Origin of the sequence: Blautia glucerasea (assembly GCF_013304385.1) — a bacterium.
Lineage (GTDB): Bacteria > Bacillota > Clostridia > Lachnospirales > Lachnospiraceae > Blautia_A > Blautia_A ammoniilytica.
The window spans coordinates 13,414-27,855 of the sequence record NZ_JAAITU010000006.1; the positions used below are offsets into that span (position 1 = coordinate 13,414).

The 14,442-nt window shown below is 41.6% G+C and carries 11 protein-coding genes; all 11 read left to right on the top strand.

Going from position 1 to position 14,442, the window contains the following annotated elements:
- The first annotated feature begins 248 nt into the window (after nucleotides 1-248).
- Nucleotides 249-395: a hypothetical protein gene (locus G5B11_RS03875; RefSeq protein WP_173726951.1), complete on the top strand. Its 147-nt coding sequence runs from the start codon at nucleotides 249-251 to the stop codon at nucleotides 393-395.
- Complete coding sequence (locus G5B11_RS03880) at nucleotides 392-1,423, top strand: acyl-CoA thioester hydrolase/BAAT C-terminal domain-containing protein (RefSeq protein ID WP_330603055.1); 1,032 nt, start codon at nucleotides 392-394, stop codon at nucleotides 1,421-1,423. Before G5B11_RS03875 ends, G5B11_RS03880 begins: the two co-directional genes overlap by 4 nt.
- Nucleotides 1,424-1,611: 188 nt before the next feature.
- Nucleotides 1,612-2,241, top strand: a complete 630-nt coding sequence (locus G5B11_RS03885) for a TetR/AcrR family transcriptional regulator (RefSeq protein WP_173726960.1) — start codon at nucleotides 1,612-1,614, stop codon at nucleotides 2,239-2,241.
- A gap of 125 nt (nucleotides 2,242-2,366) precedes the next feature.
- The gene (locus G5B11_RS03890) at nucleotides 2,367-4,121 is read left to right on the top strand and encodes an ABC transporter ATP-binding protein (RefSeq protein ID WP_158420732.1); all 1,755 of its coding nucleotides are present in this window, start codon (nucleotides 2,367-2,369) and stop codon (nucleotides 4,119-4,121) included.
- A 1-nt stretch (nucleotide 4,122) separates the two neighbouring features.
- A complete protein-coding gene (locus tag G5B11_RS03895) occupies nucleotides 4,123-5,922 on the top strand; it encodes an ABC transporter ATP-binding protein (protein ID WP_244092909.1) in 1,800 nt (599 codons plus the stop codon).
- A 125-nt stretch (nucleotides 5,923-6,047) separates the two neighbouring features.
- Entirely contained in the window at nucleotides 6,048-6,509 is a 462-nt protein-coding gene (locus tag G5B11_RS03900; RefSeq protein ID WP_173726961.1) for an Hsp20/alpha crystallin family protein, read from the top strand.
- Nucleotides 6,510-6,601: 92 nt separating this feature from the next.
- Nucleotides 6,602-9,205 (top strand): ATP-dependent chaperone ClpB, encoded by a 2,604-nt coding sequence (clpB, locus tag G5B11_RS03905; protein ID WP_173726962.1) that lies wholly within the window; start codon nucleotides 6,602-6,604, stop codon nucleotides 9,203-9,205.
- Nucleotides 9,206-9,237: 32 nt separating this feature from the next.
- Nucleotides 9,238-9,411 carry a DUF4250 domain-containing protein gene (locus tag G5B11_RS03910; protein ID WP_158420728.1) on the top strand — a complete coding sequence of 58 codons (174 nt, stop codon included), beginning with the start codon at nucleotides 9,238-9,240 and terminating at the stop codon, nucleotides 9,409-9,411.
- A 316-nt stretch (nucleotides 9,412-9,727) separates the two neighbouring features.
- Nucleotides 9,728-10,228 carry a MarR family winged helix-turn-helix transcriptional regulator gene (locus tag G5B11_RS03915; RefSeq protein ID WP_158420727.1) on the top strand — a complete coding sequence of 167 codons (501 nt, stop codon included), beginning with the start codon at nucleotides 9,728-9,730 and terminating at the stop codon, nucleotides 10,226-10,228.
- 72 nt (nucleotides 10,229-10,300) lie between these two features.
- Nucleotides 10,301-12,463 carry an ABC transporter ATP-binding protein gene (locus G5B11_RS03920; protein ID WP_173726963.1) on the top strand — a complete coding sequence of 721 codons (2,163 nt, stop codon included), beginning with the start codon at nucleotides 10,301-10,303 and terminating at the stop codon, nucleotides 12,461-12,463.
- Nucleotides 12,460-14,295, top strand: a complete 1,836-nt coding sequence (locus G5B11_RS03925) for an ABC transporter ATP-binding protein (RefSeq protein WP_158420725.1) — start codon at nucleotides 12,460-12,462, stop codon at nucleotides 14,293-14,295. The genes G5B11_RS03920 and G5B11_RS03925 overlap by 4 nt, the downstream gene beginning before the upstream one ends.
- Nucleotides 14,296-14,442: the final 147 nt, after the last annotated feature.

The window sequence follows — 14,442 nt, forward strand, 5'->3', positions numbered from 1 at the left end:
AAACCAAGCTGCTTAGAATTTATCTTTTGAAGACGAAATCTGGTTGATAAATCAGGTAAAAGTGATATACTGAATGCATAAGAAAAGAAACCGTGTGGAATTACAGTTTTGTTTTCACACGGTTTTTTGAAAAATACAGGTTAGGCAATACTAACGTCGGCACCGTCAGTTTACTTGAAAATGAAAAAGAAGACGGATTTCTATGAGAGTATTGATTTATGGAGCCTGGTATGATTGGAGGTAAAGACATGAAAAACGAAGAATACATAAAATTATCAATCAACGAGTTTACAAAAAGAAAAGCAGGACTAAAAGTAGAAAAATTTGAAATCCGTAAAGGTATGAGGATGCATTGTGTTGTAAGAAAACCTATGGGAGAAGGCAATAGACAATGAAAGAGAAATCCATAGAGGGAAGCAATGCAAAATTCACATGGGGAGTTAAGAATGGAAAGGAGCTGATATTATTTTACGAGGAGATGATAAAGATGAAGAAAAGGCATTTTGATGTGGAATCAGATGGATTTTATGGTGCATATTGGAAATGCAAAACAGGATCAGACTGTGCAATGATTGCCATGATCGGAGATGACTCGGAGGATTATCTGGCGCGTACATCTGTGAAATGGTTACATAAACTGGGTGTGAATGTGATGACAATGTCACCTGGAAAAAAGGATTATGGACATCATAATTATCCGCTGGAACGTATAGAGAAAGCAATCGATTGGTTAAAAGTGCATGGTAATCAGAAGATAGGAATTGTCGGGGCATCTACTACAGGAACACTTGCCTTAACTGCCGCTTCTTATTTTGAAGATATCACATTAACGATTGGTCTGACACCCAGTGATTTTATCTGGCAGGGATTTATGCAGGGAAAAAAAGATGGTTGTAAGGAATGGCCGATTGAGGGAGAATCTCTTTTTTCATATAAAGGAGAATCACTTCCGTATATGCCGTTTTGTTATAAACATCCGGATTACTGGCATGTGATTGAGAAAGAAACAAAGCGAACCGGTGATATGATCAATTCAAGAAAACTGTTTGATGATTCGGAAAAGGCTCATCCAATCCAAGAAGACGAGATGATCAAGATTGAAAAGATCAATGGAACATTATTGCTGATTGGTGCGGAAGATGATGTGTTGTGGGATACTGCAAAATACATCCGCCGAATGAAGCAGCGTATAAAAGAACGTCCGCATACTTGTAGATTAGAGTTTGTAATCTATGAGCATGGAACTCATTTCGTTTTTCCGGAGGGCATGCTAAAGACAATGCTCCCAGTTGGATCCGGACTCTTTGTGAAACTGGCATTTCAGGCAGCAAGAAAATATCCGAAAGAATGCCGCAGAGCACGTCTGGATATTGACCAGCGGGTAAGAAACGCTGTTACAAAATGGAAGAAAGTAGATAGATAAAGAAAATCTGTTTGAATAGAACAGACTTGTAAAACTGCAGAATGCATCTGCGGGGTGGAAACTGAATACACAGGAAAAATAAAAAAATCTAAACAGTAGACTTGACAAAATCCTGTAACGAGTTAAAATATAACAGTGCTATATAGCACTGTTATATTTTGGGGAGAAGTTTAGAGGATACGAAAAGAATGTCGACGAAAGCAGAAGATACACAAAAAAACATATTAGATACAGCCAGAAAACATTTCCTGAAAGATGGTTTGACGGGAGCGTCTTTAAGAAACATTGTAAAAGATGCAGGGCTTACTACTGGCGCATTTTACAAATATTATCCGACGAAAGAAGCACTTTTTGATGCACTGACGGATCCATATATGGAACATATTTATCAGATTTATGACCAGATCGTTGAGGCGTTTGAAAAGCTTTCAGCCAGTGATCAGACAAGGAATATGTCGGATACATCCAGTGATGGGATGGAGCAGATGATTGATTATATCTATGATCATTATGATAATTTCAGATTATTGTTGAAATGCGGAGACAGTGGAAAATTTGAATTATTCATACATAATATGGTGGAGCGGGAAAAGAAGTCCAGTCTGAAATATATGGAAAAAATGAAAGAGACCGGTGTAAAAATACCGGTTGTAGAGGAAAGCCTTATGCATATGATCTATACGGGATTCTTTTCGTCAATATTTCAGATCATTGAGCATGATATAGACAGGGAGACTGCAAAGAAAAATGTGCATCAGCTGAAAGAATTTAATACAGGCGGCTGGGAACGATTGTGGAATATTGAATTTCCGGTATAACTGATGCAGGTGGCTAATGCCAGTAAGCCACCTATTTTATTATATATGAGTTAGGAAATGCTAACGAAAGAAATAATAATAAAATAAAAGTAATAATAATAAAACAAAAGTAAGGAGAAACAGATATGAAAGAAAAAAAGAAGTCGGCAGTCAGCTGGATCTTGACATGGGCCGGACAAAAAAGAATTGCCTATGTATGGAGTGTGTTACTTGCAATAGGAAATGTGATTTTTAAGATTTTCCCGTATTTTATCATTGCAGATATAGTAAAGCTGTTTTTAAGTGGTGAAAAGGAGTTTGAACCATATTTTGCAAAAGCAGTTTTCATTGTACTGTCGTTTATCATTGCAGAACTGTTTCATTCGCTCTCGACAGCATTGTCACATAAAGCAACGTTTGTGGTACTGGCAAATATAAGAAAAATCTGCTGTGATAAATTGACACGGGTGCCGCTGGGTTATGTGAAGGATACACCATCCGGTACATTTAAGAATATCATGGTGGAGAGAATCGACAGTATCGAGACGACACTGGCGCATATTGTCCCGGAATTCACATCCAATCTGCTGGCACCGGTTGTGATTTTGATCTATTTCTTTCTGACAGACTGGAGGCTGGCACTCTGGTCATTGGTGCCGGTTATTGTTGGACTGTTCTCTTATTTTGGAATGATGCTGGATTATAAGCCAAGTTTCGAGAGAACGGTTCAGACAACAAAAGATCTGAATGATGCGGCAGTGGAATATATTGACGGAATCGAAGTAATAAAGGCATTTGGAAAGACAGAAAGTTCTTATGCCAAATTTACAAAGGCAGCTATGGCATATGCGGATTCTTTTATTTCCTGGATGAAGCGGTGCTCAATCTTTCATGCACTGATGATGGTGGTCACACCCTATACGCTTCTTACGGTATTGCCGTTTGGAGCACATTATGTAGTGAATGGAACACTTGCGGTTTCTGATTTTGTCATCTGTATTATTTTATCACTTGGAATCGTTGGACCGTTGATCACAGTGGGTTCCTATACAGATGATCTTGGCAAGATCGGGGTGATCGTTGGTGAAGTGGCAGGAATTCTGGAACAGCCGGAACTGGAACGTCCGGAGAAAAGTGAAAGAGTTCCAAAAGATAATTCCGTTACGCTAGAAGATGTCAGTTTTGGTTATCACGACAAAGAAATCCTGCACGGAATAAATATGGAATTAAAGGCAGGAACGGTAAATGCGATCGTAGGACCATCCGGAAGCGGAAAGTCAACCATTGCAAAGCTGATTGCATCCTTGTGGGATGTGGATTCTGGAAGCATTAAAATCGGCGGAGTTGATGTAAAAGAAATGGCACTTTCAGATTTTAACCGGAAAATTGCATATGTTGCACAGGATAATTATCTGTTTAATGAAACGGTCCGTGAAAATATCCGGCAGGGAAATCCAGATGCTACTGATGAACAGGTCGTTGAGGTGACAAAGAAAAGCGGATGTTATGAATTTATCATGCAGCTGGAGAATGGATTTGATACGGTTGTTGGAGGTGCAGGAGGGCATCTGTCAGGAGGCGAGAGACAGCGCATCTCGATCGCAAGAGCGATGTTAAAAGATGCTCCGATTGTGATCCTTGATGAGGCAACTGCTTACACAGATCCTGAAAATGAGGCGATCCTGCAGAATTCTATTGCAAAACTGGTAGCAGGGAAGACATTGATCGTAATAGCGCACAGGCTTTCTACCATTAAGGACAGCGACCAGATCTTTGTTGTAAATGATGGAAATGTAACAGCACATGGCACACATGAGGAACTTCTGGTGTCATGCCCACTTTATAAGGAAATGTGGAATGCCCATATTTCTGTAAAAGATACTGTGAAGGAGGGAGAATGATATGTTTGGAATTCTGAAAAAATTCTTTCGTTTTTCAGGCAGGGAAAATAGCAATAAATTCAAACTGTCGATGGTGATCGGACTTATAGAGGCTCTTGCCTCAGCCATGAAGATTCCGGCTATTATGTACATACTGATGGGTTTGCTGAGTGGAAAACCGACAGGGAAATATATTGGAGGCTCCGTTGCGATTATGGTCATTGCAATCGTAGTCGATGTAATCTGTAAGAGATATTCTACAGTACTTCAGACAGAAGGTGGATATAATGCAAGTGCTTTTATGAGAATCAAGATTGCAGAGCACCTGCGCTATCTGCCGATGGGATATTATAATTCCAATAGTATCGGGGAAATTTCTTCCATTACAACCAATACAATGGAAATACTTGGCGATGTGGCTGCGAGAGTGGTCATGCTGACCATGCAGGGAATCCTGGAAACATCGATGATCATTTTTATGCTGTTTGTTTTTGACTGGAGGATCGGACTGATCGCTGCAGCAGGAGTGCTTATTTTCTTTGGTGTCAATTCTGCAATGCAAAATGCAGGGAAAAAAGATTCAGAGCAAAAAGTAGTATGTGATACAGAGCTTGTAAATCAGATTATGGAGTATCTGCAGGGAATATCAGAAGTAAAATCATACAATCTGCTTGGAAAACAAGCGAAAAGATTAAATGATGCAAATGAAGCATGCGAAAAAATTAATACAAAGATGGAGATGTTGTTTGTTCCCTATCATTTTCTGCAAAGCGTGATAACAAAAATCACGGGTGCTGTGGTCGTGACATGCAGTGCATATTTTTATATCAATGAAACTATGAGTGCAGTCTATGCGATTGGTATGACAATTTCAGCATTTATGCTTTATTCCAGCCTGGAATGCGCAGGAAATTATTCATCCCTTTTACATGTGGTAAGTGTATGCGTAGATAAAGCAAATGCAATACTGGAGCTGGACACCATGGATATCGATGGTAAAGAAATCCAGCCGGAAAATTACGATATCAGACTTTCTAACATTTCATTTTCTTATGATAAACGGAAGATTATTGATGATATATCGCTTTCTATCCCACAGAAAATGACGACAGCGATCGTTGGACCATCTGGTGGAGGAAAATCAACCCTTTGCAATTTGATTGCCAGATTTTGGGATGTGGATTCCGGGGAAGTGACACTTGGAGGCGTGAATGTAAAAGACTACAGCATGAACAGTCTGATGCGTAATTTTTCATTTGTATTTCAGTCTGTGTATTTGTTTGCAGATACCATTGAAAATAATATTAAATTCGGACGTCAGGACGCAAGCCATGAGGAAGTGGTGGAAGTGGCAAAAAAAGCGTGCTGTCATGATTTTATAAGCAAACTTCCTGATGGATACGATACAGTGATCGGAGAGGGAGGAGCTACACTTTCCGGTGGTGAGAAGCAGCGTATTTCGATAGCCAGAGCAATCATGAAGGACGCACCAATCGTTATATTAGATGAGGCAACAGCTAATGTTGATCCGGAGAATGAAAAGGAGCTGATGGATGCAGTAGATGCTCTTACAAAGGAAAAAACGATTATTATGATTGCCCACAGATTAAAAACAGTCAGACATGCAGACCAGATTGTGGTTGTTGACAAAGGGAGAATTGTGCAGCAGGGAACACATGAGCAGCTAATGAAGCAGGATGGTATTTATAAGAGATTTGTGGATGCAAGGCAGCAGGCGGTGAGCTGGAAATTAGCACGGGTTCACAAGGGTCATACGCCATGCACAGCTCGTAGCGTTCACACAATCTTCACAAAAAATTAGCACTCATCTCTTGACAGTGCTAACAACGCGTGTTATATTACATACAGAACAAAGGAAATGGCTTATAAAGATAACATGAATTTCAATAGATAAAGCAAAGAACGCGTTGAGAGGAGATATGACTTATGTTAAGACCAAGTATTTTTACAGACAGTTTACTGGATGATGTTTTTGGATTTCCATTTTATGATGATAAGGCAGACCACAGGGCAGAGAGAAAGCTGTATGGACATCACGCAGCTAATCTGATGAAGACAGATATTAAAGAGAAAAATGACAGTTTTGAATTAGAGATCGATCTTCCAGGATTTACAAAGGATGAGATCAAAGTAGAAGAGAAAAACGGATATCTGACAGTCAGTGCTTCAAAGGCTCTGGAGCAGGATTCCAAGGAGAAAGAAAGCGGGCGTTATATCCACAGAGAACGTTATACTGGTGCTTGCCAGAGAAGCTTCTATATTGGTGAGGATATTGAGAATGAGCAGATCAAAGCTGAATTCAAGCATGGGATCTTAAAGCTTACACTTCCAAAGAAACAGGCTAAGCCGGAAGTGGAAGAGAAACGTTATATTTCCATTGAAGGATGATCGTATTATGAAATGCCGATGGACAGCTTCTAGAAGGAGGCTGTCTGCCGGCAGTTTTTCCATATAAAAGGATTCGGAGAGGAGGAACGTATATGAACATCAGTAAATTCACACAGAAGTCCATTGAGGCAGTGCAGAATCTGGAAAAGGTTGCCTATTCTTACGGCAATCAGGAGATTGAACAGGAGCATCTGCTGTATTCCCTTCTGAAGCAGGAAGACAGCCTGATTCTGAAGCTGATCGAGAAGATGGATATCAATAAAGATTATTTTATTAATACAGTTGAAAAAGCACTGGACGAGAAAGTAAAAGTATCCGGCGGCGAACTGCGTTTTGGACAGTATCTGAACAAAGCACTGGTAAATGCAGAGGATGAAGCCAAGTCCATGGGGGATGAATATGTATCCGTGGAACATCTGTTTTTATCCCTGTTAAAGTATCCAAGTCCAAGCATGACAAAGATCTGGAAGGAATTTGGAATTACACGAGAAAGGTTTTTGCAGGCTTTGTCTACTGTAAGAGGAAATCAAAGAGTGGTCAGCGACAATCCGGAGGCTACTTATGATACACTTGCCAAATATGGCGAGGATCTGGTGGAAAAGGCCAGAAATCAAAAACTGGATCCGGTGATCGGCCGTGATGGAGAGATCCGTAATGTGGTACGGATCCTGTCCCGTAAGACTAAGAACAACCCGGTTCTTATTGGTGAGCCTGGTGTAGGTAAAACTGCAGTTGTAGAGGGACTTGCACAGAGGATCGTTGCAGGGGATGTACCGGAAGGTCTGAAGGAAAAGAAGATTTTTTCCCTGGATATGGGTGCTTTGGTAGCAGGAGCCAAGTACAGAGGCGAATTTGAGGAAAGACTGAAAGCTGTTCTTGAAGAAGTAAGGAAAAGCGAAGGCAGGATCATCCTGTTTATTGATGAATTGCACCTGATCGTTGGAGCAGGTAAGACAGATGGAGCCATGGATGCCAGTAATATGTTAAAGCCTATGCTGGCAAGAGGAGAACTTCATTGCATCGGCGCTACCACTTTGGATGAATATCGCCAGTATATTGAGAAGGATGCTGCACTGGAACGTCGTTTCCAGCCAGTTATGGTAGATGAACCTACAGTAGAAGATACCATTTCTATTCTTCGTGGACTGAAGGAACGGTATGAGGTTTTCCATGGAGTTAAGATTACAGATAGCGCCCTGGTAGCAGCGGCAACTCTTTCACATAGATATATTACGGATCGTTTTCTTCCAGATAAGGCTATCGACCTGGTAGATGAAGCCTGTGCACTTATTAAGACGGAATTGGATTCTATGCCTACTGAGCTGGATGAGCAGCGCAGAAAGATTATGCAATTGGAGATTGAGGAGTCAGCCCTGAAAAAAGAGACGGATAACTTAAGTCAGGAGCGTCTTGCTGACCTGCAGAAAGAGCTTGCAGATCTGAGGGATGTATTTAATACCCAGAAAGCTCAGTGGGATAATGAGAAAAAGTCTGTGGAAAAGCTTCAGAAGCTGCGTGAGCAGATTGAAGATGTGAATAAACAGATCCAGAAAGCAAAACAGAGTTATGACTTGGAAAAGGCTGCACAGCTTCAGTATGGAGAGCTTCCAAGACTTCAGCAGCAGCTGGAAATCGAGGAACGTGACGTTAAAGAAGGAGACAGACGTCTTGTTCATGAAGCTGTTACAGATGATGAGATTGCAAGGATTATTTCCAGATGGACAGGGATACCGGTTGCAAGATTGACAGAAGGAGAGCGTGCTAAGCTTCTTACCCTGGAAGATGAACTGCACAAACGTGTGGTGGGCCAGGACGAAGGAGTGCGCCGAGTAACCGATGCCATTCTCAGGTCTAAGGCAGGGATCAAGGATCCTACAAAGCCTATTGGTTCCTTCCTTTTCCTCGGACCTACCGGTGTAGGTAAAACAGAACTTGCCAAAACACTTGCTCAGACGCTGTTTGATGATGAGCAGAATATGGTTCGTATTGATATGAGTGAATATATGGAGAAGTATTCTGTATCCAGACTGATCGGAGCGCCTCCGGGATATGTTGGTTATGAAGAGGGCGGCCAGCTTACAGAGGCTGTGAGAAGAAAACCATATAGTGTTGTACTGTTTGATGAGATAGAAAAAGCACATCCGGATGTATTTAATGTATTGCTCCAGGTGCTGGATGATGGGCGTATCACAGATTCTCAAGGAAGAACAGTGGACTTTAAGAATACGATCCTGATCATGACATCGAATATCGGTTCTCCTTATCTGCTGGATGGTATTGATGAGAATGGTCAGATCAGACCAGAGGCTCAGAAACAGGTTATGGATGACCTGCGGGCACATTTCCGTCCGGAGTTTCTGAACCGTCTGGATGAAATAATTATGTTTAAGCCCTTGACAAAAGCAAACATTGGTAACATAGTAGACCTGATGGTAAAAGACCTTGATAAACGTCTTTCTGACCAGGAACTTTCCCTGACTCTGACTGAGGCAGCAAAGGAAAATGTGATCGAAAATGGTTATGATCCTGTATACGGTGCAAGACCGCTGAAGCGTTATCTGCAGAATTATGTGGAGACGCTGGCTGCAAAGAAAATCCTTTCCGGAGATGTGCATACAGGTGATACCCTTGTGCTGGATGTGGAGAATGGAGAGTTTGTTGTCAGAGTGCAGGGCGCTCCTGATGACAGAAAATGATGCTGTAACAGGCAGAAAAGGAGATTCCATGCATGATACCAAAGGATCCGGTAATATTGCTAAGTTATGTGAATACCCAGTTGCGGGATTATTATGAGTCCCTGGAGGCATTGTGCACCTGCAGGGGGATCAAGAAAAAGGATCTGATCAGCCAGCTGGATCAGATTGATTATCATTATGATTCAGACACCAATCAGTTTATCTGATCATTATCAGGCATAAGAAAGAGGATGCTTCAGAGGTAGTATTTGATACGCTCTGATCAGGCATCCTCTTTTTTTATGTATATGCAACAGAAAATTACGTTGTAGTATTTCTATAATTCATGAGAAAATAGTTAGTCGAACAAATGTTAAATTTTTATAAAACTGAAAAAAATACTTGCATTCTCGCAAACATAAGTATATTTTATATACTTAGCCGACTAAATGAATAATAATGGTGATGGCTGGAAAATAAAGCAAAACAGCAGGAGGTACTTTTGAGAGGTTGATTTTATGAAACGAAACAGGAGGTGAATAGGTGTTGGAGGGAGAAGAAAAACAGGACCGGCAAAAAAGTATGCAGGCTTTGTTTTTGGAAATAAACAGGAGATATATGGGAAAGTGTTTCAGCAAGATGAAGGAACTGGAGATTCATCCAAGTCAGATCCCCATTCTTGCCATTCTGGGGAAAAATGAAGAATATAGCCAGAAAGAGATTGCTCAGATTTTGGGCGTGAAGCCGCCTACAGTGACGGTCAGCATTCAAAGGCTGGAAAAGATGGGAATGGTATGCAGGAAGCAGGATGAACATGACAAGCGTATTACCAGGATCCGTCTGACAGACAAGGGCAATGAAGTGATCCAGAAAGGACTTGCCACCATGCATGAGACAGAGAAATATCTGTTCAGAAATTTTTCTGAGACAGAGTTGTGCCTGATGAGGCGTTTTTTTAATCAGCTGCTGGAAAATATTAATACAATGCCGGGAATAGTTGAAGAAGGATGTCCTTTGTCGGAGAAGCATGTAGTTGTAAAGTAAAGGTAACTATTCAACAGGTAGTCTTGTGAGGTTACAGAACAGTTACAAATAAAGATATAAAGGAGACACGCAATGGTTAAACTGATGAGATATCTGAAAAAGTCAGCAGGGTATATAGTCCTGATCATGGGACTTTTGTTTCTGCAGGCATACTGTGATTTATCACTTCCGGATTACACATCCAGGATCATTAATGTAGGGATCCAGCAGGGAGGCATTGAAGACAATGTTCCACGGAAGATGCGCACATCTACCATGAAGGCACTATCTGAGTTTATGGATGATGATGATATGAAACAGGTGGAAAAGTATTATGAAGAAGACAAAGACATTTATGTGTTGAAGGATGGCATTTCCAAAGATGAAAGAGAAAATCTGGATCATCTTCTGGAAAAGCCGATGATGCTGTATTATGGAATGTGTTCCGGCAGTGATGAAAGCAAAGCGATGGCAGAGAACATGGGGCTTCAGGAAGGGACAGATCCGGTGCAGGCGCTGGGAGCTATGCCAGAGGAGATGAAAACTCAGATTCTTCAGGAGATGAATGAAAAACTGGAGAATATGCCGGAGTCTATTGTAAGCCAAAGTGCTGTACTTGCAGTTAAGAAAGAATACACAGAGTTAGGAGAAGATCTGGATAAGCTTCAGATGGATTATATCATCCGTTCAGGAGCACAGATGGTGTTAATGGCTCTGGTGATCATGCTAGCAGCAGTGACAGTGACATTTCTTTCTTCAAAAGTAGCAGCAAGGATGGGCCATGATCTGCGGGGAGATATTTACAGTAAGGTTATAGGATTTTCCAGCAACGAATATCATAAGTTTTCAACTGCATCCTTGATCACCAGGAGTACCAATGATGTGCAGCAGGTACAGCAGGTTATGACTATGACCTTCCGTATTCTTCTGTATGCCCCTATACTGGGGATCGGAGGTGTGATCAAGGTACTGAATACTGATGCATCCATGACCTGGATCCTGGGTGTTGCTGTTGCACTGATCCTTCTTGTGATCCTGGTTCTGTTTAAGATCGCAATGCCAAAATTTACAAAGCTGCAGACTCTGATCGACCGTTTGAATCTGGTTACAAGGGAGATCCTTACCGGTATTCCTGTGATCCGGGCATTTAGCAGGGAAAAATTCGAGGAAGACCGTTTTGAGACTGCCAATGAAGAACTGACGAAAACAAACCTGTTTGTCAACAGGTGTATGACTTTTATGATGCCTGTAATGATGCTGATCATGAACGGTGTATCCGTTATGATCATTTATTTCGGAGCACATGCTGTAGATAACGGAAGTATGCAGGTAGGAAATGTAATGGCATTTATCCAGTATGCTATGCAGATCATTATGTCCTTCCTGTTGATCACTGCCATGTCCATTATGATTCCCCGTGCCAATGTGGCTGCTGTCAGGATCAATCAGGTTCTGGAAACAGAAGGAAGTATTGAAGATCCGGTATCTCCGGAAGCCCCACAGGATAGTTTACGTGGAACAGTTGAATTTGACCATGTAAGCTTTGCGTATCCGGAAGCAGGAGAAAATGTGTTGAATGATATCAGCTTTACTGCTAAGAAAGGCCAGACAGTGGCTGTGATCGGAAGTACAGGAAGCGGCAAGAGTACACTGGTCAATCTGATTCCAAGATTTTATGATGCAACGCAGGGAACTGTAAAGGTGGATGGTGTGGATGTGCGTAAAATGACACAGCACCAGTTAAGGGAATGCCTTGGATACGTACCTCAGAAAGGAGTCCTGTTCTCAGGAACTATTGATTCCAATATCCGCTACGGAAAAGAAGACATTTCTTCTGAAGAAGTACAGCAGGCAGCACAGATCGCCCAGGCCACAGAGTTTATTGATACAAAACCCGAAAAGTACAACTCACCGATCGCACAGGGCGGTACCAACGTATCCGGAGGCCAGAAACAGCGTTTGTCCATTGCAAGAGCGATTGCCAAGAAGCCGGAGATTTTTATTTTTGATGACAGCTTTTCTGCACTGGACTTTAAAACGGATAGTAATCTGAGGAAAGCCTTAAAGGAGAGTACCAAAGATGCAACAACTATTATTGTTGCACAGCGTATCAGTACGATCTTAAATGCGGATCAGATCATTGTACTGGATGAAGGACATATGGCCGGTATCGGAACACATAAGGAACTGATGAAGAACTGTGAGGTTTACCGTCAGATCGCAATGTCTCAGTTGTCAGAGGAGGAATTAGCATGAGTGAGAGAAGCAGAAGACCTATGGGAGGCGGGCATGGTATGCGTTCTGTTGAGAAGGCTAAGGACTTTAAAGGAGCCATGAGTCGTTTGTTCCAGTACATGGGTAAATATAAATTCCGTTTTGGACTGATGTTTCTGTTTGCTATTGCAGGAACTATATTTAATATTGTTGGGCCAAAGATCCTTGGAAAAGCGACCACAGAGCTTTTTAACGGACTGGTAAGAAAGGTAAACGGATCTGGCGGCATTGATTTTTCAAAAATTGGTCAGATTCTTTTATTCACGCTGGCCTTATATGTGGCAAGTGCATGCTTTTCCCTTATTCAGGGGTTTGTAATGACAGGGATTTCCAATGATGTTACGTATAGTCTGCGTAAGGACATTTCCAAAAAGATCAATCGTCTGCCTTTAAATTATTTTGAAAGCCGGACAAACGGAGAGATTCTTTCCAGGGTAACAAATGATGTGGATACCCTGCAGATGAGTCTGAACCAAAGTATTACCCAGCTGATCACCTCTATTACCACATTGATCGGAGTATTTATAATGATGCTTTCTATTAATGTGCCGATGACGCTGACAGCCCTTTTAATCCTGCCAGTGTCCATGCTGATCATTAATGGGGTAATGAAGCGGTCGCAGAAATATTTCCGTGATCAGCAGAAATATCTGGGTGAAGTAAATGGCCAGATTGAGGAAAACTACGGTGGACACAATGTGGTGAAGGTGTTTAATAAGGAACAGGATGTACTGAATGTTTTTGAAAAAGATAACCAGAAGCTTTACGAGTCTGCATGGAAATCTCAGTTTTTCTCAGGCATGATGATGCCTATTATGCAGTTTATCGGAAATTTGGGATATGTAATGGTTGCTTTGTTAGGCGGTGTGTTTGTGATCAAAGGAAGTATTGAGGTTGGAGATATCCAGTCCTTCTTCCAGTATATCCGTAATTTTACACAGCCTATCCAGCAGATCGCACAGGTAACAAATCTGCTTCAGTCTTCTGCTGCTGCGTCTGAAAGAGTTTTTGAATTTCTGGATGAGCCTGAGGAAGAGCAGGGCAAAGAGAATGCTGTGGATATTACAGGACTTTCTGGCAATGTGCAGTTCCAGCATGTTGAGTTTGGCTACAATCCGGATAAGATCATTGTCCATGATTTTTCAGCAGATGTGAAAAATGGGCAGAAGATCGCAATTGTAGGACCTACAGGTGCAGGTAAGACCACTATGGTGAAGCTGCTGATGCGGTTCTATGATGTAAATAAAGGCTCCATCTGTGTAGATGGACATGATATCCGGGATTTTAACAGAAGTCAGTTAAGAGAAATGTTTGGTATGGTTCTGCAGGATACCTGGCTGTTCTCCGGAACGATCATGGAGAATATCCGGTACGGACGACTGGATGCTACAGACGAAGAGGTGATCGCAGCAGCAAAGGCAGCTCATATCCATCACTTTATTATGCAGCAGCCTGGCGGCTATAATATGGTGCTGGACGAGGAGACAAGTAATATTTCCCAGGGCCAGAAGCAGCTTTTGACTATTGCCAGAGCTATTTTGGCAGACAACAAGATCCTGATCCTGGACGAGGCTACCTCGTCTGTTGATACCAGAACAGAGATGCAGATTCAGAAGGCAATGGACAATCTGATGAAGGGAAGAACAAGCTTTGTGATCGCCCATCGTCTTTCTACGATCAAGGATGCAGATATGATCCTTGTTATGAAGGATGGAGATATTATTGAACAGGGATCTCATGAGGAACTGCTGGCAAAGGGAGGATTTTACGCACAGCTTTATAACAGCCAGTTTGAAAAAACGCAGACAGCATAAATAATCAGGGTACAGTTACAGATAAGCATTTTTAAGAAGCAGTTTTCATCTCAGTTTGTTTGGGGTGTACTGCTTCTTTTTGTGTACTTTTTAAAGGCTATAGGGTATAATAATAAGAACCTCTCTGGAAGGGGATGACAAAAAGGG

Bases quoted from the DNA above. Each gene is read 5' to 3' on its own strand.
- G5B11_RS03920 (WP_173726963.1), top strand. From the start codon at position 10,301: ATGGTTAAACTGATGAGATATCTGAAAAAGTCAGCAGGGTATATAGTC.
- G5B11_RS03875 (WP_173726951.1), top strand. From the start codon at position 249: ATGAAAAACGAAGAATACATAAAATTATCAATCAACGAGTTTACAAAA.
- clpB (WP_173726962.1), top strand. From the start codon at position 6,602: ATGAACATCAGTAAATTCACACAGAAGTCCATTGAGGCAGTGCAGAAT.
- G5B11_RS03925 (WP_158420725.1), top strand. From the start codon at position 12,460: ATGAGTGAGAGAAGCAGAAGACCTATGGGAGGCGGGCATGGTATGCGT.
- G5B11_RS03880 (WP_330603055.1), top strand. From the start codon at position 392: ATGAAAGAGAAATCCATAGAGGGAAGCAATGCAAAATTCACATGGGGA.
- G5B11_RS03900 (WP_173726961.1), top strand. From the start codon at position 6,048: ATGTTAAGACCAAGTATTTTTACAGACAGTTTACTGGATGATGTTTTT.
- G5B11_RS03895 (WP_244092909.1), top strand. From the start codon at position 4,123: ATGTTTGGAATTCTGAAAAAATTCTTTCGTTTTTCAGGCAGGGAAAAT.
- G5B11_RS03910 (WP_158420728.1), top strand. From the start codon at position 9,238: ATGATACCAAAGGATCCGGTAATATTGCTAAGTTATGTGAATACCCAG.
- G5B11_RS03885 (WP_173726960.1), top strand. From the start codon at position 1,612: ATGTCGACGAAAGCAGAAGATACACAAAAAAACATATTAGATACAGCC.
- G5B11_RS03890 (WP_158420732.1), top strand. From the start codon at position 2,367: ATGAAAGAAAAAAAGAAGTCGGCAGTCAGCTGGATCTTGACATGGGCC.